Source organism: Chitinophaga solisilvae (assembly GCF_009928525.1).
Lineage (GTDB): Bacteria > Bacteroidota > Bacteroidia > Chitinophagales > Chitinophagaceae > Chitinophaga > Chitinophaga solisilvae.
Window position 1 is genome coordinate 196,278 of the sequence record NZ_JAABOK010000004.1, and the last position, 25,812, is coordinate 222,089.

The window sequence follows — 25,812 nt, forward strand, 5'->3', positions numbered from 1 at the left end:
CGTTTGCAGTCCGTTGCTCGGCGGACTGCAGGCATAGCCGGCAGTGTAAAATACAGCTGCTAATATATCAGAATTTGCCGCAAACTGGCTGCAGTGGCTTATTTTACCATGGCGTTCACTACTCTTTTCAGTGTCAGCCCCTGTACAATAATGGAGAATAATACCACAAAATAGCTGGAAGAAAGAATCAGCTCCTTATAGGGAGAATCAGGTAATGATAAAGCCAGCGCTACGGAGATACCACCGCGAAGCCCCGCCCACACAAGGATGGTAATACCCTTGTAAGTGGTCTTCAGCGACCGTTTCAGCAGTATGGAGGGAATAGCAATACTCAGCCCTCTCGCCGCCAGCACAAATAAAGTGGATAACAGCCCTATCTGCCAGTAGTTTTTCAGGGAAGGCATCACCACTATCTGCAACCCTATCATAACAAACAAAATGGTATTCAGCAGTTCATCTATCAGGTTCCAGACATTATGAAAATACCGCTGGGTATCCGGATGATTTTTTATACCCAGTGAAGTATTACCCAGTATCAACCCGGCGGAAACTGCCGCCAGCGGGATAGATACGTGTAACATGGCGCCCAGTACGGAAATAACCATCACCATAGATAAGGATACCAGCACAATAATCTGGAAATCATCTACCCGCTTCATGGTCCGGTAGGCGACAATGCCGGAGATGACACCCAGCAGTATCCCGCCGAAGACTTCCTGCGAAAACAACGCCACCGTATGCGCGAAGGATACATGCGCATCTGCCTGGCCGGCCACTTCTTTCAGAATAACAAATAACAGGATACCGGTACCGTCGTTCAGCAGGGATTCCCCGCCGATAATGGTTTCCAGGGAAGATGGTACTTTCGATTTTTTTAGTACAGACAATACCGCCACCGGATCAGTAGGAGAGATAAGCGCACCGAAAAGCAGGCAGTACACCAGCGGTAAATCAATGTGAAACCATCCTGCTGTCCAGTACAGCAGAAATCCGAATATAAAGGTAGAGCCGATTACCCCCACCGTGCTTAATACGAGCACGGGTATACGTTGTTCTTTCAGCTTCTGGAAATCGAACTGCAGGGCGCTGGCAAAAAGCAGGAAGCCTAACATGATGTCCAGCAGCGTTTGTGTAAAGTCAATGCTGCGGGTCAGGTCCTTGATAAAGTCGTAGGCGCCGGGGAAAATTTTACCGGTCAGCGTAATCAGTACGGATAAAAGCAGCGATACTACTATTACGCCAATGGTTCCGGGCAGTTTGATAAAGCGGTTGTTGATATAGGAAATCAGTGCGCTGATGGTAACCAAAGCGGTAATAATAGTAAATGTATTCATAAGCTCTCCGTATAATAGTTAAGTATGCTGCCAGTAATGCAGAAGCTGCTAAAATAGAAAAACATTTGTAAAACCGGCGGCAGGTCAGCGGGGAAAACCTATTTTTTTTTCGCCAGCGGCGCTTTTGGATTAAATTCTAATGCCATTTTAATCCAGTAATCCAGCTGCTTCTTCGTTTTCAGTACCAGCGGACTGATAAAAAAATAACCTTTGGCTACCCGTTTACCCATCACCATCTGTTCACATCCATCCTGTTCTGCTATCTCATCGGAGTTGCCGGGATCCAGACGTACCATCAGCCGCTCGGGCCGTACGCCGACACACATTTTATCATTGACCATAAAGCAGATGCCGCCAAACATTTTCTTCTCTTCAATTTTATGCGGAGTGTCCGCCATTATTTCACGTACGCGGTCCAGAAGTTTTTCATCGTGTGACATAACCACCATTTTTGAGATAACTAAAGATACATTTTTCCCGCAGGATACGGATGGCTTCATAGGTCCTTTCCTGCTGTATGTTGGTGAAAATAATACAGGCGCGGTCCGCTTCCCTGTCAATGTATACATCGGTGATAAACCCGCCGGGATTGCCGGTATTATGGGAGATGTGATGGCCGTTTTCATCCTGCTCATGAAACCATCCGAAAGCAAAGAAGGGCAGCCCGTAATGCAGGTATTCAAATGTAGTGCGCGGCAGCAGCAAAGATTGCCCCTTCAGTCCTTTCAGCTGCAGTTGTATGAAGCGCACATAATCTTCCAGGCTTACGTTGATGTTGCCTGCTGCCATCAGCCAGTTAAGTTTTGGATTGTTACGTACAGGTTCCGGCAGGCCCAGTTCATGATGGCCGGACAACTGCGTAGAGTCTTTCGCGTTAGGATTGCCGGCGCCGAAGTGAATGTGCTGCTGTGCGCCGAATTTTTTCACCAGTGCCATGTAATCCTGCCCCCCTGCACGTTCCAGCATCATGCCTGCCAGCGTATAACCACTGTTGGACAGGTTAATGGCGGCAGTATCTGTAACCGGCGGCTGCCGCAGCAGCCAGGCAGCAAATTTCCTCCGCTGTATGGCTTCGCTGCCCGTAATCTCCGATACGCGCGGTGCTGCATGAGTATAGGTATATTTCACCAGTTTATTCCGGAAGGTCAGCAGCTGCTGTAAGGTGACTGTATGATACGCCGGATGCGCAGCAGCTTTCATTTCAGGAAAAAGGTCGAAGAAACGCATATCCCAGTGCAACCTGCCTTCCTGCACCAGCAGGGCTGCTACCATACACGTAATGGCTTTGGTATTGGAGCCTATGCGGAACCGGTGCTGTGGTTTTGCTTCTCCCAGCAGCTGTATATCGTAAATACTGTCTGCTGATACCAGGGCGTAACCCAATGCTGGTATCTGGTACGCTTTACGGATGCTGTCCGCGAAAATACGCTGTTGTTGCGCTTTTACAGGTAATTTACATAACAGGATAAGTATGGTGACGGGGAGAAAACGACGCACGGATTTTTTTTGCAAAGAAATTGAAAACTTCGCTTTTACCCTGATTTTTTGTTGAGTATATTGTAGGAAATACTATCACTATGAACCCCCGTTTAATAATACTGTTGTTATTGTTCCCCCGGTTGCTGGCAGCACAACCGGTTAAAATAGTCACCAACCAGGTAGGCTACGAAAAGGAAAGCCGCAAGAAGGCGGTTATTGTGGCTACCGGCGCCGCCAATCCCCTGCAGTGGCAGCTGGTTAATACCAGTGCCGGACAAACCGTGCTAACGGGAACGCCTGTATCAAATGGTCCCGTCGCCGGCTGGAAAGACTTCCGCTTCTGGACAATCGATTTCTCTGCCTGTACTACTCCCGGCACCTACCAGCTGCAGGTTACCTCAGGGCAGACGCAACCGGTTCTTTCTTATCCGTTTGTGATAGGCGACAATGTGCTGGAACGGCAAACCCTCTCTGATGTGATCTACTACTTCAAAGGGCAGCGCAGTGCGGGCCTGATCGATAAGGCGGACCACGCCCTGCAGCTGTCCGGTAAAGGCGGCAACGCTATCGACGCGCACGGTGGCTGGTACGATGCTACCGGCGATTATGGCAAGCATCTTTCACACTTGTCTTTCTCTACCTATTTTAACCCCCAGCAGATATCGCTGACTGCCTACAGCCTTATCTCCGCATATGATCTCCTGCGTAAACGTCCGGGGAATGACTACCGCCAGTTCTGCCGCCGCCTGCTGGATGAAGCCATGTATGGTATGGACTATCTGGTACGGCTGCACGCTCCCGGTGCGTCTTTCTATCGCTCTGTATCTGCACCGGGCCCAGGCAAGAGAGCGGCAGACAGGTCCATCAGGGCAGAGGATAAAGGCTACAGCATTAAGAAAAGCAAAGACCAGCTTTCCAATAACGGTACTATATCGGAAGATTTACGCAGCTACCAGTCCAGCTACCGCTCCGGTGCGGGCTTGTCCATTGCAGCACTGGCAAAGGCGGCCACCTTTGATACCGCAGGTGACTACAGTAAGGAGATATACCTGAAAACAGCAGAAGAAGTATTTGCTTTTCTGGAGAAAAATAATGCCGCTATGACGAACGATGGAAAGGAAAATATTGTAGATGATTATTGTGCGCTCATAGCAGCCACTGAACTGCTGCGGGCTACCGGCAAACCGGTGTACCGGGCCGCCGCCGCCACAAGAGCTGCAAAGCTGCTGGCCCGCCTCCATCAGTGGAAGCAATACCGGAACTACTGGCGCGCAGATGACAGGGACAGACCATTCTTCCACCCGTCAGATGCCGGCCTGCCAGTGGTGAGCCTGCTCAGTTACCTGCCGCTGGCGGATGCGCCGCTGAAAGCACAGATCCTGCAGACGGTAAAAAAGTCGTTGCAGCATGAACTAACGGTCACGCAGGAAGTAAATAACCCGTTCGGCTACAGCCGGCAACTGGTGCAGGATACGGCCGGCGGCCGCTATACGGCATTTTTCTTCCCTCATGGCAGCGAAGCAGCTCCCTGGTGGCAGGGCGAAAATGCCCGCCTGAGCGCAGTTGCTGCCGCTGCCCGTATGGCCGCCCCACTGTATGAAGCCCCGTTCAGCGACAGCCTCCGCACATTTGCGGATGACCAGCTCAACTGGATACTCGGACTCAATCCCTTTGATGCCTGTATGCTGCAGGGAACAGGCCATAATAACCCCGCCTATGGCTTCTTCGGTACGTTTGAATACACCAATGCGCCAGGTGGTATTGTCAATGGTATTACCTCCGGGGTAGACGACGAATCAGATATCGCTTTCAATATTCCATATGCAGTAACGGGTAAGGATTACGACTGGCGCTGGGCGGAACAGTGGCTGCCGCATACCGCCTGGTATCTCCTGGCCGTTGCTTTGAAATAAAATAAAACTGCAGATATGTTCCACCGGTTATTGATAATAGCATTGCTGTCTGCAATCTCCGCTAAGGCACAGCGGTTCAGGGTGCTGGCGCTGGCAGAGGCCGGCGGGCACCATACCGCCTATACGAAAGCGGCACAGATATACCTCAGCCGGCTGGCGGCCGACAGCCAGTTCACGGTAACGTATATACGTAATACTGATAGCATCACAGCGCAATACCTGGATCAGTTCCAGGTGTTCTTGCAGCTCGATTATCCGCCGTATGGCTGGAAACCAGCTGCTGAAAAGGCTTTTATCCGTTATCTGGAAGAGGGCAGGGGAGGCTGGGTAGGCTTTCATCATGCTTCCCTGCTGGGAGAATTTGATGGATTTCCGCTGTGGACATGGTTTTACCGGTTCATGGGAGAAATCCGGTTTAAAGATTATATCGCTGACTTTGCCGATGGAGAAGTTGGGGTAGAAGACCGGCAGCACCCTGTTATGCAGGGGCTGCCGGAAAAATTTATCATTCGGAAGGAAGAATGGTATACCTACGATAAAAGCCCGCGGACAACCGTACACGTGCTGGCAGCCGTCAACGAAAATTCTTATTCACCGCCCGGCTCAAAGAAAATGGGCGACCATCCTGTTATCTGGACCAATCCCCGTATCAAAGCCCGGAACGTTTATATCTTTATGGGACACGCACCGGAACTGTTTAACAATAACGACTACACGAAGTTATTCTCCAACGCACTTTTCTGGGCCGCAGGCAATCATTAATGGATAGCTATGCCATCTGTGCTGCCCGGCGCCGCCAGCTCAGCGCCGATCTGCCTTTTCCCCGTCAGTAATATCAACAGGCCCAGCGCGGAAAACCCGCACATCGTAACTGCCATCGGAAAGGCGGAGGTAGGATTGTACATACTCACGACTACCGATGCGATAGCGCCTATACCCAGTTGCGCCGCACCCATCAGGGAAGAGGCCGTACCGGCAGTTTTATGGAATGGTGCGAGCGACAAAGCCGCCGTATTGGGGTTGATGAAACCCATGCAGCAAAGATAGAGGAACAGTAAGGTGAGCGTGCCCGTTAAGGGAAGCCAGCCAGCCCATGCAGTCAGCGCAAATAACGCGGCTATTATCACCTGTAAGGTGAGGGCTACCGGCACAATCTGCTGGCTGGTGTAGCGTTTCAGCAGCAGGCTGTTTACCTGGCTGCAACCGATGAAGCCAACGGATAACCCTGCGAAGATCCAGCCGTAAACTTTGGCATCCAGATGATATATCTCCATAAACACCTGAGGAGAACCGGATACATAGGCAAACAGTCCGGCAAAGGCTGCCGCACCAGTGAAGGCATAGGTGTAAAACTGCGGCGTGGTAGCCACCGATATAAAACTGCTGATAATAGGCTTCGGCTTCAACGAAATGGTAGGATCCGGTTTGTAACTCTCCGGCAGCCACAGCAGGCAGGAAAGAAATATCAGGATACCTAGGCTGCCTAACACAACAAATACACTGGGCCACGAAAACTCATCTATCATATACCCGCCGATGGCCGGCGCCAGCATAGGAGATGCACCTACCACCAGCATCAGCAGGGAAAACACCTTCGCGTTTTCATGAACCGGGAACAGATCGCGTACCATCGCTACGGAAGCCACTGCCGCAGCGCAGCTGCCAATGGCCTGTATAAATCTCATGACCACCAGGCTTTCTAACGTAGATGCATATACGCAACCTGCGGATGCCAGGATATATAATGTCAATCCCATATATAAAGGCTTTTTACGGCCAAAACGGTCCAGCAACGGGCCATACAGCAGCTGCCCGGCAGATATGCCAATAAAAAAGCTGGAAAGCGTCAGCCCCACCCGCGACGGGTCTACTCCAAAATCCTTACCTATATCCCGGAAACCAGGCAGGTACATATCAATGGAAAATGGCCCCAGCGCGGTCAATGCACCCAATATCAATATGAGAAAGAAATACCTTGTTCTCGAATATTCGTTGTTCAATCTTGTTGGCTTTAGGAATATAAAAAACGCAAAGTTAAATATGATTTGTGGCTAATCATGATAATGGAAATGTCATATTTTTGTTAACATGCGGGCTTTGCAGACAGCAACATACCTGGGGAATACCCATAGCTGCTTTCACGCAGGAGGCGTAATCGTCAGCGAAACATCCTATACACAGAAGGTGTATGAGGGATGGCATTACCATGAAAATCACCTGCTGTCACTGGCCGTAAAGGGAGGTACACTGGAAGCCAGAAGCGGCGGAGAAAGGGAAGTGCTGCCCGGAACGGTGATGTTGTACCAGAGCGGAGAAAAACACCGCAACCGCCATACCCGGCATCCCTCCAGGAATATCAACCTGGAAATAGAGGAGTCGTTCCTGATGCAACACGGACTTACCTTCAGCACCCTGCGTGATGCGCCTTTCGTGAAGACGACCCTGCTGCAGATCTTTCGGGAATCTTTGTCTGCAGCGCCTTTCAGCCAAACGGCCATCGCATCGCTGGTACTGTCCCTGTTTGCCGCGCCGGCGCGCCCGGCCCATGGTCCGCTGCCGGCATGGGTGCCATTGCTCCGCGACTACCTGCAGGATCAATGGAATGAAACTCCGTCGCTGAATACCCTGGCTACCGCTACCGGTGTACATCCTGTAACGATCTCCCATTATTTCCCCGTCTATTTCCATTGCTCGCTGGGAGCTTATCTCCGTAAAATAAAAGTAGAAAAAGCAATCTCCCTGATGCAGCAACCGGAACTGTCGCTCACTGCCATCGCCCACCAGTGCGGATTTTTCGATCAGAGCCATTTTATCCGGACATTCAAAGCCTGTACAGGATTTCTTCCCGGAGAATACAGAAAATTGTAGCGCACTAATTTTATACTATTCCTTCTTACAACAGGTGCAGACTTTTGCATCATAAATTTATTTTTATGAGAAACTATGTCCGGATACTGCTCGCAGCTATTGGCAGCTGCACCCTTGCCTTTACCTCACAGGCACAATCTCCCGCCTTTTCAAAATCCGCTGTGGAAGCGGCCGTGAAAGAAACCGCTGTGCTGATCAGGAAACATTATGTATTCGCTGACCAGGGAGAAAAAATCGCTGCACACCTGCTGGAAAAATACAAAGCCGGCGCATTCGATAAAGCTACGGCCTGGCAGGGATTTGACACTGTGGCTACGCGGATACTGCGCAGCTTCAGCCACGACGGGCACCTGTACATCCGCTGCAGCCCTGAGAAAGTGCGTAACATCCGTGCCATGGAAGAAAGCATGAAGAAACAGCAATCGTTGCCGCCCGGCGTAGATGAGTTTTTCTACGGCCAGGAGGCTGCAGCCATCAACTACGGTTTTGCTGAAGTCAGCGTACTGCCGGGAAACATCGGTTACATCCGCCTTTCGCAGGTTTGCATCTCCGGCGCCAGCCTGCCGGTACTGTACGCAGCTATGGAGTTCGTCGGCAGAACAAAAGCGCTGGTACTGGATTTCCGCAACAACGGCGGCGGAGGCAGCGATACCGGCGCTGTCATCGAAAGCTACTTCCTGCCGCCACATATGCCGCTGCTCAACTTTTACAGCCGCACCGGAAAAGTAACGACCGACAGTACTGTGAGCTGGCTTAAACAAGGACCGTATAAACAGCCGCTGTATATCCTGGTTAATAAAGGAACCGCATCTGCCGCTGAAGCCATCCCGTTTGTGCTGCAGGCGCATAATAGGGCGATTGTAGCCGGACAGCCTTCTGCCGGCGGCGCTAACCATAATGTGCTGCGCCCGCTCAATGATGCGCTCTATATTTCCATATCCGAAGAGGCCCCGCAGCTGCCGGGTACCGCCAGGTCCTGGGAACATACCGGCGTACAGCCGGATATTGTTACTGCGCCGGGTGAAGAGCTGTCAACCGTGCTGCAGCGGCTGCGCGGCAAATAATTTTGTTAACTAACCAATTAAAAATAATAATTATATATTTGTGCTCCTTTATACTTGTCGAGTAAATGAGCACGTCGATCCTGAAAAGCCTGACAGTAGCCCTGCTGCTGTCATTACTTATGCCACTCATATCCGTCGCCCAGGAGGGGATGCCAGCTATCCGCCCGTGCGGTGTTGATATTATGCAGCAGCAATGGAAAAAAGATGCCTCCTGGTTGTCCCGCGAGCGGGCTATCAACCAGGCCATCCTGCAACGGTATTATATCACCGCTCCCGGCGCGGGGGCCACCGCTCCGGCAGTCGTCACCCTGCCGGTAGTGGTGCATATCGTCAACGAAAATCCCAATGCCTACACAGATGCCCAGGTGACAGCAGCCATTAATCTGCTGAACGAAGCCTATGCGGCCACCGGCGCCTTTACGGGCGGCAGAACAGATACGAAAATCCGTTTCTGCCTCGCTAAGACAGCGCCTGATGGCGGCAGAACAACAGGCATTGTCAGATCTCATTCCTACCTGAATGACTTCGACGTGGACATGGAAGGAGGAGAGGTGACGGCGCTGGGAAGATGGGATGGCAGCCGCTATATTAATATCTGGGTCGTATCCGACATCCGGTCTGATTATATGCAGGATTTTAACTGCGGAAAATGGAGCAGGCTGACCATGGGCGGCTACGCCAGCGCAGGCGGCGATATTGTGGTAGCCGGCCTCGGCGTAGGCGTGCTGGCGCATGAAATGGGGCATTACCTGAGCCTCGCCCACACCTTCGCGGCGCGCGACTGTAAAAATGATGACTGCCTCACGGATGGCGATATGGTCTGCGATACCCCTCCGGAAAGAACCATCACCGGCGGATATGCCTGCAATGCGCCACAGAACTCCTGCAGCAGCGATACCCTCTCCGGCTTCACCATAGATGTGCCCGATCTGCCGGATAATTTTATGGACTATGGCCAGGGTACGGGCTGTATCTTAGGATTTACCGATGGCCAGGCTACCCGCATGCATCATTTTATTACTACCTCCCTCGCGGGAATGCTGGGCACAACCGTCTGTAATGATCCCTGTCCGTCTGCCCTTACCGCTGCTTTCACCCGCAGCATTCCTTATCCGGTAGTCGGCGATGTGGTCACCTTCACCAGCACCGGAACAGGTGGAAATACTTATCAGTGGCTGGTAGACGGCGCTGTGATGTCTACGCTCCCGACGCTGACACTTACGGTGACCGCACAGAAAAATTACGATATCCGATTGCGTGTAACCGACAACGTGAGCGGGTGCCAGGCCAGTGCCAATGATGCTGTCCCCGTCACCTGCGGCGTAGTAGCCCGGTTCTATCCCGACAAAAGAAAGATTGCCTCCAAAGCGGGTATTGAGCTGGACCACGTGGTGTTTACCAACCGCTCCCGCAACGCCACCGCCTGGAAATGGCTGATCAGCAACAACCAGGGCATGACGGAACAGGTTGTCAGCACCAGTGAGCAGCTGGACTATACCTTTCAGCAGCCAGGCATCTATAAAGTCCGTCTATACGCTACCGATGGTACCTGCGAAAGCTACACCAATCCCGTACAGATCATCGTGGATGATCCTACCGCAGATGGTATCGTTTACGTATCCAAAGTGGAATGCTATGACCAGAATAAACTCCGCGTATCGCTGTACTTTGAAAACAGGGGCTATCATACCATCCCTAAGCATACGCCCGTATCTTTTTACGATGATGATCCCCGCATCGGGAAAGGAAAGCTGCTCGGCGCTCCTTTCCTGCTGCCAGCAGACCTTCCCGGTAAATGTGTGACTGTACTGTATCATACCATTGTTGATGCCGGCCGCGCCGGTATCGATACGCTCGTCACCGTGTTCAATGATAACGGCGCCACCATGCCGCTGGCGCTTCCCAATACAGCCGTAACAGAAAGTAATTATGGCAACAACATCAGCATCAAACGAGGCTTTAAATTCCATGTATCCCTTGCTCCCGGCGATTTTACCCTGACGCCCCAGCAGCAGCTGACGCTGAAGCCGGTGTCCCGCGGTGGCGCTATCGATAAAGCTGCCTGGGAAGCCTCGCCCTACCTGAGTTGTACGGACTGTATCAGTCCTGTTTTTACAGCGCCTTACCGTAAAGACACGGTGACTACCGTGAAAGTACGCGCCTACTCACCGTACGCCTGCTATGCAGATACGCTCGCTACCATACATATACCGGTGGCAGATGATTATTCTGTAGAAATGAAACAGGTAGCCTGCGCTGCCGGCGACAGCCTGCATATTGACTTTACTATCTGCAACGCCTATACGCCGGGAAATATCCCGCCTGCACTGCAGGTAGATTTTTATGACCGCACTCCGGCAGATCCCGCCGCTGTGCAGCTGGGCAGGCGCTTCCTGACACCGGCCTTTACCGCGGCCGCCTGTGGTAACTACGGACTTAATATCCGCAACCCGGCCGGCGGAAAGGTATTCGCCGTGGTGAACAAGGAGCAGCAGAAACATAAACCGGAAACGGGCCTCAACGAAAAAGACTATACCAATAATCTGCATACCTGGAACTATACGCCTCCGGTATTATCCGTTTTTCCGAAAGATACCACCGTATTCCGCAAAGCTGTATTCCCGCTGTATTACAGCGTGAGCAATTACATTCCGGAAAAAACGCAGTGGGATAACGATGCCGCCTACACGCTTTCCTGCAGTACCTGCCCTTCGCCGAAAGCGGCTATGCTTGACAGCAGTTTCATCGGTGTACAACTCACCAACCGCTACGGCTGCGTATTAAAAAAGCAGGAGTATGTGCGCATCTTCCCGCCGGATCTTACTATTGAGCTGCTGGAATCAGCCTGTTACGATAACGCTCACGTACTGCTGAAATTCAGGATATGTATGTCCAATGGCTACGACAGTATCTTCTCCCGTATTCCGGTATCTTTTTATGACGGCATTCCGGGGCAGGCCGGCGTCTCCTTGCTGCAGCCGCGCTTTTTTACCCCCAGGCCGCGGATGGGAGATTGCCTGACGTTTACCCATGTGCTGAATATGGCGGGGAGTAATAGTATTGTTGCCATGATTAATGATCGGGATGGAAAAGTGTTCAATGAAACCAACTACAGCAATAACAGTAGTACGGTGGATTATACGTCTTTTGAAGTCACCGCCACACCACAGGAAATTGCCCTGCCCCGGCCTTCGCCGGTGCGTTTAACTGCTGCAGTGAAAGGAGGGAAGCCCGCTTCTCTGCGCTGGGAGCCGCAATCGGGATTATCCTGCACCAGCTGCCCTAATCCGGTAGCTGCCGTCACTTCCTCGGTGCAGTACCTGGTGACGGCCGCCAATGAATACTACTGTACCGATACAGCAATGGTACGTATCAAAACATTTGTGAATGCGGGTCTTACTATGCCAAACGCCTTTACGCCCAACGGCGACGGGCAGAACGATTACTTCTACGTAATCGGCAGCTGGGATATCAGGCAGGTGAAAAACTTCACCATCTTCAACCGCACAGGGAATAAAATATTTGAAGGTATCAATACGCCGGCCAATGACCGTGCCTACGGATGGGATGGAACCGTGAAAGGATTACCGTCGCCGTTGGGGAATTACGTGTACTTCGCTACAGTAGAAATGCTGGATGGTACGGTGAAGGTCATTAAAGGAACCGTACTGCTGATAAGATAAAAAGAAGGCCGGTTCCCAGTGAAGAACCGGCCGCTTTAATCATCCCTCACACACTATTCATGAACAGTTTTAAGCATGGTTCCGTTTTGTTGAAAGCGTGCATGCCAGCTAAGTGCCTCCTGCAGCAGATGTGGTGTGTGTCCTCCTGATCTGCAGGCTTCGGTAAAATAGTTGTTCAGTTCGTCTTTGTAGCTGGCGTGCGCGCAGTTGGATATGATAAGCCTGGCCCGTTCGCGGGGTGCAAGCCCCCGCAGGTCTGCCAGACCGGTTTCTGTGACTATAATATCTACATCATGTTCAGTATTATCAACATGTGATGCCATCGGCACTATATGAGAAATGCTGTTGGCTTTGGAAGATGACTGCGTAACGAAAATGCTCAGATACGCATTCCGCGCGAAGTCATTGGACCCGCCAATGCCGTTCATCATGGCAGTACCGCCTATATGTGTGGAGTTCACATGGCCGTAGATATCGCATTCAATAGCGGTATTGATGCTGATAACGCCCAGGCGCCGTATCACTTCAGCAGCATTGCTGATATCCTGCGGCCGCAGGATAATATGCGGCTTATACCGTTCAAAGTTGTTGAACACCCGCTCGTAGCAGGGCTGTGACACGGTAATGGACGATGCGGAAGCAATATCCAGTTTACCGGCATCGATCAGGTTAAAGGCACTGTCCTGTATGACTTCAGAATACATCGTGAGGTGATGGAAATCGCCATCCAGGAAACCTTCCATGACTGCGTTGGCCACCTTCCCGATACCTGACTGCAACGGGCGCAGTGACCGCTGTAACCTGCCTTTCTGTATTTCGTGGGAAAAGAATGTCAGTAAATGCCCCGCAATGGCGGAGGTTTTTTCATCGGGCGCATTGATCTGTGCCGGGCTGTCCGTCGTCGTAGTCAGCACCACCGCCACAATCTTCCCCGGGTCTACCGGGATAGATCTCCGCCCGATGCGTGTATCCGCTCCCGTTATCGGGATAATCTGCCTGTCAGGCCATACGCCTGTGCGGAATATATCATGTACGCCGTATACAGACAGCGGTACGGACATATTAATCTCTACTATTATTTTATCGGCAGCTTCGGCAAAGGTGGCCGTGTTACCCACAGAAGTCGTAGGAACAATACTGCCATCTTCTTCTATGATCAGTGCTTCTATCACTGCGATGTCTATACGCGGAAGGATCTTTTCGTGAATCAACTCCGCGCTTTCGCCCAGATGTTGATCGGTGAACAGTACTTCACCCGCATTGATCTGCTGCCGCAGCACAGGATCCACCTGGAAAGGCATACGCTTGTGCAGTACCTGCGCTGCCGCCAGTGCGCCATCCGTATTGTGTCCCAGCGATGCGCCGGTAATCAGCGTAATATTCCGGGGCGGAACCGGCGTACGTGCCGCCAGTGCTTTTAATACCGCCTTGCTGTCACCGGCTTTGGTGAAGCCGCTGGAAGCCACTACCATATTATCCCTGAATAATAACGCGGCGTTTTCTGCGCTGGCAATTTTCTGTGAGAGTTCCGTTCTTCTGATGCGTTCTTCGTACATGCTCGTGGTGTATGTCCTGTTGGAGGCACAATATTACTACAGCTGCTGATGGCCCAAATGTGAGTGCGGGACAAACTTTTGTTTGTTCCGGCCAGAAGATAAGTTGGTATTGGAAACAGGGATTTCAGTATATTTAATAGGATACAGTAACCACATTAATACATTTAATCTCCCGTGTCATGAAAAGAATTGTTCTCTCCCTGTTATGTGTTTGTTTTTTTGCCGTAACCACCACACAGGCACAAAGTTTACTGGACAAGGCGCAGAAGGCTGCTGCCGGTACACAGCGTCCGTTAGGTAACGGCATAGCCGGTTCTATCCTTGGTAAGCTCACGCCGGCGCTGGGACTCACCAATGCACAGCAACCTAAAGTACTGAACCTGGTAACCGGATTTCTGAAACAGAAAGCCGGCATCCTGCCCTTACAGCAGGCTAACCCTGCTGCCTATACGTCAAAATTCGCCGGCCTGCAGGGCGGCCTCTTTTCCAAACTGAAACTGCTGCTCACCGCCGCACAATACACCAAATTTCTGGGACTGAAACCCAAAACAAATGATGCGGGGAATGTGTTGTCGCAATTGTTCTTTTAAAGCATGATGAATGAGGAAGCCAATTTGATCAGGCAGGAATTGGAATTAATTACGAATTACGAATTACGAATTACGAATTACGAATTACGAATTGCGAATGATGAGCGAAGAGCAGAGCGAATTTCTAATTCGCTCTGCTCTTCGCTTTAATCTTCGCTTCTTCATTCGTAATTCGCAATTCGTAATTCGTAATTATTTATTTGTATTATATTCGCGGCCTTTGTTACCTATGTTATGCCAAAGAAGAGTAAGAGTAATTCAAGCCGTAAGAAGAGTAGTAAGAATAATAGTTTAGTCGTTGCAGTTATACTGATTATTGCCACGTTCGCGATCACGACCTGTTCACGTAAAATTGCGGTAGACAGGGAGAAGGAGCCGCCGAAGAAAACGACCCACCGGAAAAAGAAGCAGCGCCAGGACCAGCCGGCCGCCGCTAAACCCCTGTTGCAGGAAGATTTTGAGCAGGGAAGTAAAACCAATTACAATACAGAAGATATTGATTTCGCCAGTGGCAGCTGGACGTTGAAAGATGCCGTGACCGGCTCGCTGGAACAGGACCGTAAGGCCGGTAAGCAATCGTTGCGTATCAAAGGGAATGGTACTGCTACCATGAATTTCGATATTGCCGTAAAGGGCACGGTAACGGTTACACTGAAATACGCATTGTATGGCGCTGATGAAGAAGGAGAGTGGGAGCTGTGGGCTTCCGTGAACAGGGGACAGCGTTATACGCAGGTAGGTAAGGCCGTAAGTGTAAGCGGGCATCATCTGCGTACAGCCACTTTTACTGCTGCAACCGGAGGAACGCTGCGTTTCTCGCTGAGGAAAACAGATAAGGCCGGTGGCAGAATCAACTTTGACGCATTCGTGGTAACACCAGGAGGAAAGCCTTCTCCACCGGCGCCGGCAGGCGATGCAGTGGCCGGAGATGATGATAATATGTTGCTGGGCAACCCCAGCAATGCCTCCGCCTCGCTGGCTATGTCCAACAACTACCTGATGGATAAAGGCTACTACAGGTTATCCTACAGCCGCGATAAGGGTACGCCCAACTGGGTGAGCTGGCATATTGCAGCCGCAGACCTGGGCAATATGTCAAGAAGTACTGAATTCCGCCCGGATTTCGATCTGCCGGAATCCTGGTTCCAGGTAACACAGTCTGCCTATAACGGAAGCGGATTTGACCGCGGGCATAACTGTCCTTCCGGCGACCGTACCGCTACGCGTAATGCCAACGAAGCTACTTTCCTGATGACTAATATCATTCCCCAGGCGCCTAATCATAACCAGCATCTCTGGGCCGGCCTTGAAAACTATACCCGCTCCCTGGTAAAGAACGGTAATGAAGTTTACGTCATCATGGGCAGCTACGGTACCGGTGGCAACGGAAATAAAGGCGCTGCACGGAAAATAGGAGGTAATAATGTTACTGTACCTGGCCATATCTGGAAAGTCATAGTAGTATTGCCCGAGGGAAATAATGACCTCAGGCGCATGTCAAAATATACCCGTATTATTGCAGTAAATACGCCCAATAATAACGATGTTAATACAAAATGGTCAGCCTACCTGACTTCTGTGGAAGAAATAGAAAAGGCTACCGGTTACCGGCTGCTGGGAAATGTACCCGACGAAGTACGCCGCGAACTGGTGAAAAAAATTGATAACGGGGGATAAAAAACAAGATTAGCATAAAACTTGTTATAATGCGGAAAATAGTTATTTCAACAGCCAACTATACAGGTGGAAAAAATATTATGTCATTGTAATAATTAATTATAAATTGCATAAAATTGCTATATTTTTGAATTTATCAGGTGATTGTTGCATTTTCAAAAATAAGTGTAGTTTTTACAATTCATACTACAGATTGGAACTGTCATAGCCTGATGAAAGTAACTTTATTGGAAATTTGACCTTTTTGTATTGATAGTATGTGTAACATATGAAGACCTTTATGCGTTAACATACATAAGCAAGCTAACTTTGTGGTTAACTGACCAGGAAAGATATATGAACCTACAATTCACGCTTGAAATATCCGGGCATCAGCAGAAGCAGCCTGTTCAGGCCTTCAGCAGGGATATTGAAATAAAAAAAGAGCGTGTGGCGTTATACTCAGATGATTTGAATGGTCGTACCAGCATAGTTTTCCGGCACAATTACTAATTATAATAATTTAAGTTTCAGATAGTATGGGTGATAGCATGTCCGTGGCCTTATTAGTAACTACATATAACTGGCCTGAAGCGTTAAAACTTGTCCTGGAGAGTGTATTGCGGCAAAGCAGATTGCCCGACGAGATCATCATTGCCGATGATGGTTCCGGAGACACTACCAGATTTGTTATTGATTCCTTCAAACGGAATACTACCATCCCTGTAAAGCACTTCTGGCATCCTGATGAAGGATTCCGCAAGACGATCATCATCAATCAGGCTATTACCGGCACTTCTTCCGATTATATTATCCAGATTGACGGGGACATTGTTTTACATGAAGATTTTGTAAAAGATCATGTAAGCGAAGCGGAGAAAGGATTTTATATCCGTGGTAGCCGTGTGCTGCTGCCGGAAGATATAACCCGGCGTTTTCTGCGTGCCGGCGAATTCCATAATGTGACTGCTTTCGGCAAAGGCGTAAGAAACCGTTTCAACGCCCTGCGTATACCGCTGCTGGCCCCGCTGCTGATTAAGAAAAGCAAACGCTCCCGTAACCTGATCGGTTGTAACTGTGCTTTCTGGAAAGAAGATTTTCTGAAAGTAAACGGCTATAATAACGAACTGAAAGGCTGGGGACATGAAGATATTGAACTGGCCGCCCGGTTTATCAATTCCGGCCTGAGCCAGAAAAAGGTGAAGATGAAGGCCGTCTGCTATCACCTGCACCATCCTTTCAACGACAGGGTACACGAGAATGTAAACTACCGCGTATACCTGGATACTTTAAAGAGAGGAATTACCTACTGCACAAACGGCTATCACCACTAAGACCAGCAGAATAATCAGTTTAACAATTTTCCAGCGGTTCGTTCTGAACGGACTGGGATGTTGTTTTACAAAACCCATATCAATTCTTTTCGCAAATCCATTCAACCGGCCGGCAAACAGCACGTCATACAGATAACCGGCCTCCCAGCAATTTTTCACCCACATCAGATGAAAGGCTACCGCCGGCGAATAGGTACGCCCGGTACTGACAGCCCTGAACCAGTTCGTCAGGAACTCCGCCAGCGGTACAATAACCAGCAAGCAAAGCCATAGGGCCATGTGCCCGGTAAACCAGGCCAGCGGCGCTGCTATCAGCAGCAGCAGCAAGGTTTCAAGCGTATTGGTAAAGTCACGGTAGGTATAGTTTTTTTCAGGCTCCTTGTGGGAAAGCTGGCTGGCAGCGATGCCATAACGGAACATCCGGTTGGTCTGCATCGCGCCGTTATCATGCCAGGGATGCGTTACCCGGGCATCGGGTACAGATTTGTAGGTTTCCCTGAAATGCAGCCAGTGCCGCACAAAAAAGTCCACATCTTCACCACCCGCTTTCAGATTGGTGTCAAACAGGCCATCCAGCAGCTTCTCCCGGTTAATCATCATGTTGGTGGTGGGCGCCCAGATGATCTCCGGTTTATGTAAAGCCATTTTAAAATGCCCTACGGAGCCATTCAGCTCCAGCGCCCTGGTGGCGGCATTTACCGGCTCCGGGAAAAAGGTAACGCCGGCATATCCCAACGCATTTTCATCTCCGCTGATGGCAGCCGCATAAGCCTCCAGGAGATCAGGTTGCGGCACAATATCATCATCCAGCAGCAATATCCATTTGCCATGCCCCGCCCTGATACCCTTGTTACGGGTACCGGAAAATCCCAGGTTCACTTCGTTGATCAGCAGATGAATACGGCCTTCCCGGTGAAGCGCTTTTAATTTTTCAGGAATTACGGCAGCCGGGTTGTCGGCTACAATATAGGTGTTTACCTCAAAGGAAGCCGGCTTGTTCAGTTGGATAATATTCAGGAGTAGCGCCTCATTCAGCCGGAAAGAGGGCACTACCACATCTATTGCTTGCTTATTTACCATTGCAGCAAATATACAATTAAAATTATATGGGATCTTTTTCCTGGTTGGATGCAAATGTCTGCATGTCAATCAGTTTTTTATACAATCCGTTATTGGCAATCAGTTCCAGGTGGGAACCCTGTTCTGCAATCTCTCCGTTTTCCAGCACAACAATAATATCGGCATTCTGGATGGTGCTCAGACGATGGGCAATCACCAGGGAAGTACGGTTTTTCATCAGGTTGTTAAGTGCGTCCTGTACCATTTTTTCGGATTCGGTATCCAGGGCAGAGGTGGCCTCATCCAGCAGCATCAGCGGCGGGTTGTTCAGCACGGCGCGCGCAATGCAGATACGTTGGCGCTGTCCGCCTGACAAACGGGAACCTTTATCTCCGATATTGGTCTGGTAGCCTTCTGCTGTATTGATAATAAATTCGTGGGCGTTGGCAATTCTGGCGGCCGCCTCTACATCTTCCATACTGGCGCCGGGCTTACCAAACGCGATGTTGTTGAAGATGGTATCATTGAAAAGTATAGATTCCTGGTTCACAATACCCATCATAGACCGGAGAGACTCCATGGTAACAGATTTCAGGTCGTGACCATCTATCATCACCTTACCTGATTGTGGTTCTATAAAGCGGGGAATCAGGTCCATCATGGTGGATTTACCACCGCCGGAAGGTCCTACCAGCGCCACTGTTTTACCTTTGGGTATCGTTAAATTAATATTTTTCAGAATGGCTTTCTCGCCGTAGGCGAAGCCAACATTTTCAAACTGTAAGGCCGACTGGAAATCTGTCAGCGCCACAGCACCCGGGGCGTTGGTAATGGCCGGTTTCTCATCAATCAGCTGTAACACGCGCTCGCCCGCAGCCACACCGGAGTGAATATTGCTGAAGGAAGTGGATATAGCTTTCGCCGGACGCATGATCTGAGAGAACAACGCGATATACGCAATAAAGGCGGCCGCACTGAGATCTCCCTGGTTAGACAGCACAAGGGTACCGCCATACAATACGATACCGGCTACCATCATTACCCCCAGCGTTTCAGATACCGGTGAGGCCAGCTGCTGGCGCTTCGCCATAGAACGCACAATGCGGGAATAACGGCGGTTTTCTGCATTGAAACGGTCGGTAATGAAGCCCACTGCATTGAATGCCTTGATGATACGGATACCATGCAGCGCTTCATCCAGGTAGCTGATCATCACACCGTAAGTCTGATGCGATGCGGCGGCCTGCTGTTTCAGTTTCTTTACAATCTTGGAAATGATAAAGCCAGCTACCGGAATCACCAGCATGGAAGCCAGCGTAAGTTTATAGGAGATGATGAACAGCATTACCAGGTAGGCAATGAGGGTCACCGGCTCTTTAAAGATCACCTGCAGGGTACCGGTAACAGAATACTGTACCACCTGAACGTCAGAAGCTATTTTTGAAATAATGTCCCCTTTCCGCTCATTGCTGAAATAACCCAGGTGCAGGTTCATCACGTTGTCAAACACAGATTTCCGGAGATTGAGCAGGGTATGGATACGCAGGCTTTCCATCGTTCTGTCGGCCAGGTAACGGAAAAGGTTGCCCAGCAGTACAGATACCACGATACATCCGCAAACGAATTTCAGGGTATTCAGGCTGCCGTATTTGGCATATACAATACTGGTGTAGTAGTTGAAAACAGCAAAAACATCTGCCCAGTTTGTAGGCTCCGCAGTTACGCCATGCGTAGCCTGGCTGTTGAAGAGCGTTGTGAGCAGCGGCGCCAGCAGGGCCAGGTTTAAGGTGTTGAAGATTACAGACAATAAAGTGAATAGTATATAGGGCAGGGCAAATTTATTGATTGGTTTCGCGAACGATAAAAGTCGGAAGTATGTCTTCATATCACATTAATAACTATCGAAATTATGATTATTCTCCATTACATGAAAAAACCGCATCAAAAGCTGATGCGGCTTTTCTTGCAGTGCACAAAATTATATTATTTGCTGTAAATGTCAAAAGAATACAGGATTTATCAGGGTCCACTGCTATCATCTTTGCGTTGAAATGATTAACTTTAAGAAGATAGTATCCTCAAAATATCCTCTGTATGGAAAATCCAAAATCTACCCCGTTTCTGTTCCTGAACAAGGACCTGGACATAGCTTTCCTGCAGCAACTCTACAAGGATGAGCCATTGTATGCCTTCGATATGTTTGAAGGCTTTATGCAGGAGATCGGGCAGCGCATGGCAGATTTATCTGCAGCGGTGACTGCCGGCGACTGGAAAAAGACCCAATACCACGTGCACCAGATTAAGTCCTTTATCGGAATTGTTGGCCTCACCAAAGTACAGGACAAAGCGCAACAGCTGGAGTCCTGCTGTTCTTCAGGTAACCGCGAAATGATCCTCCTGCTGTTCCGGGAAATCAACCTGGCAGTAAGAAAAAGTATGACCCCTGTGAAGCAGGAGCTGGAAAGACTACGTGAATTCCTGTACCCGCAGGCTTAGTTGAATTGTCTGTTTACAAACAGGGAGGTATCCACATGATGCTTTTTCAGTAACTGGTTCAGTCCCTGTACGGCTTCCCGGAATCCGGCAGCATCCATGCCGCCGCCGGTACGGCCTGTCATGTATAAGCGGAAAGTGGGGCGCAGCCTCACCTGGCTGACCATGACCGGCATGCCGGGCATGCTTTCGGTGATCGCGTTATACATGGACTGGCCGGGCTTCACTTCCACCTCCCAGCTTACATTGAACACAGGCCACTGGTCCTGCCCGGAGGTATCTGCGGGATGAATACCGGCTGGTCTTATCCGTTGCTGCGGATCATAGGCACGGAAGTAAAAGTGCCGCGCGGAACTGTCACGCTGCGCATATCGCTGCGGACGCATAATCAGGGAGCTGCTGTCGCCGGCTACCACATAAATAAATAGCGCTGCTGAATCCTTATTGGTCAGAAATGCTTCCAGTCCGCGGTTAGCCTCCACATACATAAACGCTTCCATCCCCAGCGGATTATCAAAATTCATGTCCGGGAAGAGGCGTATGCGGGCGTCTTTATCATTGGTATACAGAAAGGCCGGTCCTTCCTTTTGCCAGCGTGCGGCCACGGCTTCGTTCGTTTCCTGCAGGCGGCGCACAAACATCTGTTCTGAGGCGGTTTTCATGCCGCGTATGTCATTGCGCTTGAACCAGCTGTGGCCACAGGCTCGTACCAGGCCGAGGGCAGCCAGCAACAGTCCCAGGTATACTGTCCATTCCTGCTTGCCCATGCCTTTGTTGGCTTTTTTAAGCTGAGTCACCACATTCTCCGGTTCGGCAGTGGCGGTGGGTTTAATGGCAGCGGCAGTGGTCCGGCTGGTCCGGTTGCCTTGTTTTTTTTCCAGCAGTTGTTCCAGTGCATAGGTGAAATTCCCGAAGGCGGCGAGTTCGGCATCAGTGCTGCTGATGAGGGAACGGGAATTTTTTCCCAGCTGCCATCTGATCTTACGCTTGCCCAGGTGGAGTTTCAGGGCATGGGTAGTGGTCAGTGGCCGTGTGATTTTAATAATATCATCCAGGTATATATCGCCATAAATGGCAGATATAATCCGGTCGTGATACAGGGTGACCGTTTCGGATCTCCAGATCCACCAGCTGATGGCAAATCCGCCTCCCAGGAAGGTGATGAGCATCAGGGCCATCAGCCAGTTAAGGTTCAGGTTCACTGCAAAAGAGGCGGTCAATATGCCCGTAAAAGCTGCCAGCAGCAGGAGTATTCCCCATAGGCTGCGGCGAATATCGGCGGTGCGGAATTCCCATGTTTGTGCCTGTGCCATGTTGTTATAACAGTTTCAATGCTTCCTGGTCCTTGTATTGAATAATCAGGGATTTGAGCGTGGCCTTCAGGCCGGCGGTAATTTTGTCCATCCCTTTTTCGCCGTACAGGTTATGCAGCTGTTGCGGATCTTTTTTAAGATCATACAGCTCCCAGCTGTCTGCCCCGCCATAGAAGCGGATCAGCGAATAATCCCCTGTGCGCACGCCGAAATGCGGGTATACGTGATGCGGTTCCGGAAATTCGTAATAGTGGTAATAGGCGGCGTTTCTCCAGGCGGTAGTCTCCCCTGCTTTCAGCAACGGGAGGAAGGATGTTCCCTGAATATCTGCAGGCACGGGCGCTCCGGCCATTTCCAGGATGGTAGGGGCCCAGTCAATGTTGAGCATGAGCTTATTGCTGGAAGAGCCGGGCTTCACTACACCGGGATACCTGATGATAAAGGGCGTACGGAGAGATTCTTCATACATGAACCGTTTGTCAAACCAGCCATGCTCGCCCATGTAAAAGCCCTGGTCGGAAGCGTAGACCACCACCGTGTTTTCAGCCAGCCCGTTTTTATCCAGGTAGTCCAGGAGGGCGCCGATATTGCGGTCCAGCGAGCGGGCGGTGGAAAGGTAGTCTTTCAGATAACGCTGGTATTTCCATTGTACAAGTGCATCACCGCTGAGATGGAGGGAGTCAAACTCGCGGCTGACAACATTTTCATAGTAGTTCCGGAACTGCTCCCGCTGTGCCGGCGTAAAACGCCCGTATATTCCTTTTTCATAGCCAGCATGCACTTTCAGGTCTTCTTTCAGTCGCATGGTTTTATCTATCGTCATATCCTGGCGCTGTGCCGCAATCCTGTTTTTGTAGTCATCGTGAAAGGAAGCGGGGAGCGGAAAGGTTTTATCGTCATAGGCGCCGAGGTCCTGCAGGTCGGGCAGCCATTCGCGGTGAGTGGCTTTTTCACCTACCACCAGGAAGAACGGTTTGGAAGTATCGCGGTTATTCAGCCAGTTTTCAGACAGGGTGGTGATGATGTTGGTCACATAACCTTCTATACGGCTGGTGTCAATGGGACCAATGAAATCAGGATTGTAATACTGACCCTGGTTGTTGAGAATGCGCCAGTAGTCGAAGCCCTCCGGGAGGTTGCCCAGGTGCCACTTGCCGATCCAGGCAGTCTGATAGCCATGCTGCTGCAATAGCCGGGGAAACAGCTGTTGCCCGACGTTGAATTTTTTTTCGTTCAGCGTATAGCCGTTGATGTGACTGTATTTGCCGGTGAGGAGGGTAGCTCTGCTGGGACCACAGATGGAGTTGGTCACAAGGGCATTGCGGAATATCAGCCCCTGTTGCGCGATGCGGTCAATATTCGGTGTTTGCGCCAGCTTGCTGCCGTATGCACTGATGGTCTGATAAGCATGGTCATCAGAGAAGATGAAAATGATATTGGGCTTCTTTTGCTGGGACCAGGCATTGACGGTTGTCATCAGCATCAGCAGCAGACTGGCAGGCAGACGGAATATCTTCATGGCTTCAGTTTTTATCTGCCCGGCAACAGCGGGGCAGATGGTGAGCATCAAAGATATTTTTTATCCGGTAAATTTTATAATGATAACGTATAACCGTTCAGGTAACCGGGCTGAGATATTTGCTGAGGGCAGTGTCCAGCTGCTTGAAGGAAAACGGTTTTGTAATGAATTCATTGGCGCCCATTTCCATCAGTTCGTCATAGGTTTCCTTAAATGCATCGCCGGAGATAATGATGATGGGAATATGTTTGTATTCATCGAGGCCGCGCATGTATTCACAGACTTCACGGCCACCCATTTTTCCGGTATGTATATCTGAGATAACGGCGGCAGGTATTTCCGTTTTCATGATTTCCAGGGCGCTTTCACCATCCTTGGTGAGGATGGGGGTAACACCGAGTCTTGACAGCTGTGATTTCAATACTTTGAGAGAAAGGGAGTCATCGTCAATAACCACCACCTTGAGGCCCTGGTAGTTGGCAGAAGGAGCGCTGAGCTGACCGGCAGGCACTTCTGTCTGTGGCGGCAGCTGCAGGGGAATATAGAAAGAAAATTCCGTCGTGAATTCATGTTCCGTGTTTTCCACTTTTATTTTTCCTCCCAGTAGCTCCACCAGCGCTTTGGTAATGTACAATCCTATGCCGGTGCCTTCAAAGCGGGCATGTCTTTCTGCCACAAAGGGCTCAAAGATATTGGCCAGTTTATCTTTACCGATCAGCCCCTGATTCCTGATATAAAAGAATATTTTTTGCTGATGCAGATGGGTGCGCAGTTCTATCAATCCGCCAGGGATGCCGAATTTCACCGCATTGGAGAGCAGGTTATTCAGAATTTTGGTGAGCATGAGCTTATCCGTCATGATCTGAAATGGTACCCTGTCGTCAACCGTGAGTTTTATTTCCAGCTTCTGGTATCCCGCCAGGTAGCTGACCAGGGAAGTGGCCTGTTTCAGCACCTCGTTGAGGATGGTGGGTTCCAGGGAGATGGTATCCAGCTTGCCTGCTTCCAGTTTGGAGTGATCCAGTACGTTGTTGACAATATTCCGGGCAGTATCTGCCGCCTGAAAGAGGTCATCCACCCATTCCGTTTTTTCTGCTGATTTAAAATCAGCCCTTTCTGACAGCATCAGCTGAGCGATCCCGTAAATACCGTTAAGCGGCGTTCTCAGTTCGTGATAGGTTTCCTGCAGGAAGGTTTCCTTATTCAGGAGTATGTTGTTGAGGGTATTGTTGGAAGAATTCAGTTCCGCAATCAGTTTATCAATTCTCCTGATATATCCGAACATAATCATGGCAATGAGGCACAGCATAGCGATGGTGGTACTCCACCGCATAATGTAGGTAGACTGTGGCGCAATGGGCATGGGGGTAATGAGCTTGAAATAAAAGTTTACCTGCAGTAATATCAGAAGGGTAACGGTGATACATAGGCAGATGATCCTTGTTTTATTTTTCCGGTAGATAAAACAGGATCCGCAGATCAGCAGGATAAATAGAAAAGCGTAAATAATTTCGAATGGCATGGCATCGCCCAGCGTAACAGGCCAGTAGAAGGCGGCTACGCTGTGAATACTGAACAGCAGGAGATTGGCGGTGGTGTATTTCCTGTTTTTATTGAACCATATCACGCTGAGAAAGGTGAAACCTTCAATCAGCATCGGGATGGTAAATCTGGGAGCTTGTGTGATGGTAAGAAAGTAGGCTCCGATAGATAAAACAGTAATGGAAGAGAACAGGGAGAATATATTGATGATAACGACGGATTGCCTGTCGCTCGGATTATCTATCCCTTCTGTGCCAGCATAAGTGATCCGGTGGAAGAAACTTACGATCCTTGTCGGAAGTGCCTGTATCTGCATTCAGTTAGTTATTTGTGAGGTTTCGTTAAAAAATCAGGTATCCCGGTATGTTTTAGCAAAGGGAAGATATTGGTTTCATAAAGGTTTTTCTGA

19 protein-coding genes are annotated in these 25,812 nt (G+C 50.0%); 9 read left to right on the top strand and 10 right to left on the bottom strand.

Going from position 1 to position 25,812, the window contains the following annotated elements; genetic code table 11:
* Positions 1-98 precede the first annotated feature (98 nt).
* The 3 genes from GWG06_RS09555 to GWG06_RS09565 form a co-directional block, all read right to left on the bottom strand.
* Entirely contained in the window at positions 99-1,334 is a 1,236-nt protein-coding gene (locus tag GWG06_RS09555) for a cation:proton antiporter (protein WP_127041992.1), read from the bottom strand.
* Positions 1,335-1,432: 98 nt separating this feature from the next.
* Positions 1,433-1,774 carry a TfoX/Sxy family protein gene (locus tag GWG06_RS09560; RefSeq protein WP_160712837.1) on the bottom strand — a complete coding sequence of 114 codons (342 nt, stop codon included), beginning with the start codon at positions 1,772-1,774 and terminating at the stop codon, positions 1,433-1,435.
* Positions 1,761-2,831: a serine hydrolase domain-containing protein gene (locus GWG06_RS09565; RefSeq protein WP_160712839.1), complete on the bottom strand. Its 1,071-nt coding sequence runs from the start codon at positions 2,829-2,831 to the stop codon at positions 1,761-1,763. The genes GWG06_RS09560 and GWG06_RS09565 overlap by 14 nt, the downstream gene beginning before the upstream one ends.
* Before the next feature lie 80 nt (positions 2,832-2,911).
* Here GWG06_RS09565 and GWG06_RS09570 point away from each other — a divergent pair, with 80 nt between their 5' ends.
* On the top strand, positions 2,912-4,726 hold the full coding sequence (locus GWG06_RS09570) for a glycoside hydrolase family 9 protein (protein ID WP_160712841.1): 1,815 nt from the start codon (positions 2,912-2,914) through the stop codon (positions 4,724-4,726).
* Positions 4,727-4,741: 15 nt separating this feature from the next.
* Complete coding sequence (locus GWG06_RS09575) at positions 4,742-5,488, top strand: ThuA domain-containing protein (RefSeq protein ID WP_160712843.1); 747 nt, start codon at positions 4,742-4,744, stop codon at positions 5,486-5,488.
* On the opposite strand, the gene GWG06_RS09580 is transcribed toward GWG06_RS09575, so the two are convergent.
* Positions 5,485-6,726 carry a multidrug effflux MFS transporter gene (locus GWG06_RS09580; protein ID WP_127041982.1) on the bottom strand — a complete coding sequence of 414 codons (1,242 nt, stop codon included), beginning with the start codon at positions 6,724-6,726 and terminating at the stop codon, positions 5,485-5,487. The two genes, GWG06_RS09575 and GWG06_RS09580, sit on opposite strands and share 4 nt — an antisense overlap.
* Positions 6,727-6,823: 97 nt before the next feature.
* Between GWG06_RS09580 and GWG06_RS09585 the strand changes: the two genes are divergently transcribed.
* From GWG06_RS09585 to GWG06_RS09595, 3 genes are all read left to right on the top strand, one after another.
* Positions 6,824-7,594 carry a helix-turn-helix domain-containing protein gene (locus tag GWG06_RS09585; protein WP_160712845.1) on the top strand — a complete coding sequence of 257 codons (771 nt, stop codon included), beginning with the start codon at positions 6,824-6,826 and terminating at the stop codon, positions 7,592-7,594.
* Positions 7,595-7,659: 65 nt separating this feature from the next.
* The gene (locus GWG06_RS09590) at positions 7,660-8,658 is read left to right on the top strand and encodes a S41 family peptidase (protein WP_160712847.1); all 999 of its coding nucleotides are present in this window, start codon (positions 7,660-7,662) and stop codon (positions 8,656-8,658) included.
* Positions 8,659-8,723: 65 nt separating this feature from the next.
* Positions 8,724-12,341, top strand: a complete 3,618-nt coding sequence (locus GWG06_RS09595) for a T9SS type B sorting domain-containing protein (RefSeq protein WP_160712849.1) — start codon at positions 8,724-8,726, stop codon at positions 12,339-12,341.
* A gap of 53 nt (positions 12,342-12,394) precedes the next feature.
* On the opposite strand, the gene GWG06_RS09600 is transcribed toward GWG06_RS09595, so the two are convergent.
* Positions 12,395-13,897, bottom strand: a complete 1,503-nt coding sequence (locus GWG06_RS09600; RefSeq protein ID WP_160712851.1) for a succinate CoA transferase — start codon at positions 13,895-13,897, stop codon at positions 12,395-12,397.
* A gap of 179 nt (positions 13,898-14,076) precedes the next feature.
* Here GWG06_RS09600 and GWG06_RS09605 point away from each other — a divergent pair, with 179 nt between their 5' ends.
* The 3 genes from GWG06_RS09605 to GWG06_RS09615 all read left to right on the top strand — a co-directional run bounded on the left by GWG06_RS09605 (position 14,077) and on the right by GWG06_RS09615 (position 17,477).
* Positions 14,077-14,487, top strand: a complete 411-nt coding sequence (locus GWG06_RS09605) for a hypothetical protein (protein WP_160712853.1) — start codon at positions 14,077-14,079, stop codon at positions 14,485-14,487.
* 234 nt (positions 14,488-14,721) lie between these two features.
* Positions 14,722-16,164, top strand: coding sequence for a DNA/RNA non-specific endonuclease (locus tag GWG06_RS09610; protein WP_160712855.1), 1,443 nt, complete (start codon positions 14,722-14,724; stop codon positions 16,162-16,164).
* A gap of 518 nt (positions 16,165-16,682) precedes the next feature.
* Positions 16,683-17,477 (top strand): glycosyltransferase family 2 protein, encoded by a 795-nt coding sequence (locus GWG06_RS09615; protein ID WP_202182983.1) that lies wholly within the window; start codon positions 16,683-16,685, stop codon positions 17,475-17,477.
* Here the strand turns inward: GWG06_RS09615 and GWG06_RS09620 are convergent.
* Positions 17,433-18,557, bottom strand: coding sequence for a glycosyltransferase family 2 protein (locus tag GWG06_RS09620; protein ID WP_160712857.1), 1,125 nt, complete (start codon positions 18,555-18,557; stop codon positions 17,433-17,435). The two genes, GWG06_RS09615 and GWG06_RS09620, sit on opposite strands and share 45 nt — an antisense overlap.
* A gap of 22 nt (positions 18,558-18,579) precedes the next feature.
* Positions 18,580-20,421 carry an ABC transporter ATP-binding protein gene (locus GWG06_RS09625; RefSeq protein WP_160712859.1) on the bottom strand — a complete coding sequence of 614 codons (1,842 nt, stop codon included), beginning with the start codon at positions 20,419-20,421 and terminating at the stop codon, positions 18,580-18,582.
* Between the two features lie 209 nt (positions 20,422-20,630).
* Between GWG06_RS09625 and GWG06_RS09630 the strand changes: the two genes are divergently transcribed.
* Complete coding sequence (locus tag GWG06_RS09630) at positions 20,631-21,032, top strand: Hpt domain-containing protein (protein WP_127041291.1); 402 nt, start codon at positions 20,631-20,633, stop codon at positions 21,030-21,032.
* On the opposite strand, the gene GWG06_RS09635 is transcribed toward GWG06_RS09630, so the two are convergent.
* From GWG06_RS09635 to GWG06_RS09645, 3 genes are all read right to left on the bottom strand, one after another.
* Positions 21,029-22,342, bottom strand: coding sequence for a hypothetical protein (locus tag GWG06_RS09635; protein WP_160712861.1), 1,314 nt, complete (start codon positions 22,340-22,342; stop codon positions 21,029-21,031). The genes GWG06_RS09630 and GWG06_RS09635 overlap by 4 nt on opposite strands.
* A gap of 4 nt (positions 22,343-22,346) precedes the next feature.
* Positions 22,347-23,861, bottom strand: a complete 1,515-nt coding sequence (locus GWG06_RS09640; protein ID WP_160712862.1) for a sulfatase family protein — start codon at positions 23,859-23,861, stop codon at positions 22,347-22,349.
* Between the two features lie 97 nt (positions 23,862-23,958).
* Positions 23,959-25,719: an ATP-binding response regulator gene (locus tag GWG06_RS09645; protein WP_160712864.1), complete on the bottom strand. Its 1,761-nt coding sequence runs from the start codon at positions 25,717-25,719 to the stop codon at positions 23,959-23,961.
* Between the last annotated feature and the right edge of the window lie 93 nt (positions 25,720-25,812).

What these genes read in the sequence shown, in the direction of transcription:
- GWG06_RS09555 (WP_127041992.1), bottom strand. Translation starts at nt 1,334, where the DNA reads ATGAATACATTTACTATTATTACCGCTTTGGTTACCATCAGCGCACTG.
- GWG06_RS09560 (WP_160712837.1), bottom strand. Translation starts at nt 1,774, where the DNA reads ATGTCACACGATGAAAAACTTCTGGACCGCGTACGTGAAATAATGGCG.
- GWG06_RS09570 (WP_160712841.1), top strand. Translation starts at nt 2,912, where the DNA reads ATGAACCCCCGTTTAATAATACTGTTGTTATTGTTCCCCCGGTTGCTG.
- GWG06_RS09575 (WP_160712843.1), top strand. Translation starts at nt 4,742, where the DNA reads ATGTTCCACCGGTTATTGATAATAGCATTGCTGTCTGCAATCTCCGCT.
- GWG06_RS09590 (WP_160712847.1), top strand. Translation starts at nt 7,660, where the DNA reads ATGAGAAACTATGTCCGGATACTGCTCGCAGCTATTGGCAGCTGCACC.
- GWG06_RS09595 (WP_160712849.1), top strand. Translation starts at nt 8,724, where the DNA reads ATGAGCACGTCGATCCTGAAAAGCCTGACAGTAGCCCTGCTGCTGTCA.
- GWG06_RS09600 (WP_160712851.1), bottom strand. Translation starts at nt 13,897, where the DNA reads ATGTACGAAGAACGCATCAGAAGAACGGAACTCTCACAGAAAATTGCC.
- GWG06_RS09605 (WP_160712853.1), top strand. Translation starts at nt 14,077, where the DNA reads ATGAAAAGAATTGTTCTCTCCCTGTTATGTGTTTGTTTTTTTGCCGTA.
- GWG06_RS09610 (WP_160712855.1), top strand. Translation starts at nt 14,722, where the DNA reads ATGCCAAAGAAGAGTAAGAGTAATTCAAGCCGTAAGAAGAGTAGTAAG.
- GWG06_RS09615 (WP_202182983.1), top strand. Translation starts at nt 16,683, where the DNA reads ATGGGTGATAGCATGTCCGTGGCCTTATTAGTAACTACATATAACTGG.
- GWG06_RS09620 (WP_160712857.1), bottom strand. Translation starts at nt 18,557, where the DNA reads ATGGTAAATAAGCAAGCAATAGATGTGGTAGTGCCCTCTTTCCGGCTG.
- GWG06_RS09625 (WP_160712859.1), bottom strand. Translation starts at nt 20,421, where the DNA reads ATGAAGACATACTTCCGACTTTTATCGTTCGCGAAACCAATCAATAAA.
- GWG06_RS09630 (WP_127041291.1), top strand. Translation starts at nt 20,631, where the DNA reads ATGGAAAATCCAAAATCTACCCCGTTTCTGTTCCTGAACAAGGACCTG.
- GWG06_RS09635 (WP_160712861.1), bottom strand. Translation starts at nt 22,342, where the DNA reads ATGGCACAGGCACAAACATGGGAATTCCGCACCGCCGATATTCGCCGC.
- GWG06_RS09640 (WP_160712862.1), bottom strand. Translation starts at nt 23,861, where the DNA reads ATGAAGATATTCCGTCTGCCTGCCAGTCTGCTGCTGATGCTGATGACA.
- GWG06_RS09645 (WP_160712864.1), bottom strand. Translation starts at nt 25,719, where the DNA reads ATGCAGATACAGGCACTTCCGACAAGGATCGTAAGTTTCTTCCACCGG.